Annotated in this window: 1 protein-coding gene; it reads right to left on the bottom strand. The window is 71.8% G+C overall.

Going from position 1 to position 1493, the window contains the following annotated elements; genetic code table 11:
* Positions 1-1493, bottom strand: a 1493-nt coding sequence (locus ABD879_RS32560; protein WP_345025639.1) for a condensation domain-containing protein, incomplete at both ends; no start/stop codon positions are given.

Raw genomic sequence — 1493 nt, 5'->3', positions numbered from 1 at the left:
AGCGCGCCTCCAGCTCGGCATAGGTCAGCGACACCTCACCGCACCGCAACGCCACTGCGTCCGGCGTGCGCTGCGCCCACTCCTGGACCCGGCCCGGCACCGTCACCGCCGGACAAGGACGCGCGGTGGCGTTCCAGTCCGTCAGCAACGTGCGACGCTCGGCCTCGTCCAGAACATCGATCTGGCTGACCCTCAGCTCCGGGTCGGCCGCGACCTGCTCCAGCACCCGCGCGAAGCGGTCGGCGATGGAACGCACGGTGGACTCGTCGAACAGGTCGGTGGCGTACTGGATGCCGCCGCCGATACCCGCCGGCGCGCCGTGCTCGTCGCGCCGCTCCGACAGGGTCACCGACAGATCGAACCGGGCCGCCTCGGAGCCCTCGCGGGGCGGCAGCAGATCGACCTGGAGCCCCGGCAGCTCCCAGCGGCCCTGCCGGTCGCCCGCAGCGCTCTGGAGCGAGTACATCACCTGGAACAGCGGCTGGCGCGACAGCGACCTGACGGGGCTGAGGTCGTCCACGAGCCGCTCGAACGGGATGTCCTGGTGCCCGAAGGCGGCCAGGTCGGTCTCGCGAACGCGCTTCACCAGATCGGTGAACGACGGGTCGCCGCCGACGTCGGTGCGCAGCACCAGGGTGTTGACGAAGAACCCGGCGAGGTCGTCGAGCACCGCTTCGTCCCGACCGGCGGTCGCGGTGCCGAGCGGGATGTCGGTGCCCGCGCCGAGCCGGGACAGCAGCACCGCCAGCGCGGCCTGCACCACCATGAAGACGCTCGCGCCCTGCCGCTGCGCCACCTCGGTCAGGCCCGCGTGGACCTCGGCGGACACGCCCACGGGCGTCATCGCGCCCTTGAACGAGGGGACGGCGGGACGCGGCCGGTCCGTCGGCAGCGCCAGCTCCTCCGGCAGATCACGCAGCGCCTCACGCCAGTAGCCGAGCTGACCGCTGATCACACTGTCCGGATCGTCCAGGTCACCGAGAACCTCGCGCTGCCAGATCGCATAGTCGGCGTACTGGACCGGCAGCGGCGCCCAATCCGGCTCCCGCCCCTCCAACCGCGCGGCATACGCGATGCCCACGTCCCGGGCCAGAACGCTGAGCGACCAGCCGTCCACCGCGATGTGGTGCGCGGTGATGACCAGGATGTGCTCGTCCTCTCCAAGGACCAGCAACCGGACGCGCCACGGCAGTTCGCGCTCCACGTCGATGCTCGCCTCGGTCTCCTCGGCGAGCACCCGGTCCGCGTCGGCCGCCTCGACGGGCGTGATGTTCAGCCGGGGATGACCGGCGCGGCCCGTCAGGATGTGCTGGCGCGGGACGCCGCCCGTCTCGGGGAAGATCGTGCGCAGGCTCTCGTGCCGGTCGGCGACGTCAGCAAGGGCCGCTTCCAGCGCGGGGACGTCGAGCTCACCGGAGATGTGCAGGGCCAGCGGCAGGTTGTAGGCGGCGCCGGAGCCTTCCTCTTCGAGGCGGTTGAGGAACCACATGCGC

It is taken from the genome of Actinomadura keratinilytica (assembly GCF_039539665.1).
GTDB lineage: Bacteria > Actinomycetota > Actinomycetes > Streptosporangiales > Streptosporangiaceae > Spirillospora > Spirillospora keratinilytica.
Note: the sequence above shows the minus strand (reverse complement) of the source record. Positions and strands in the feature narration are given on the sequence as shown.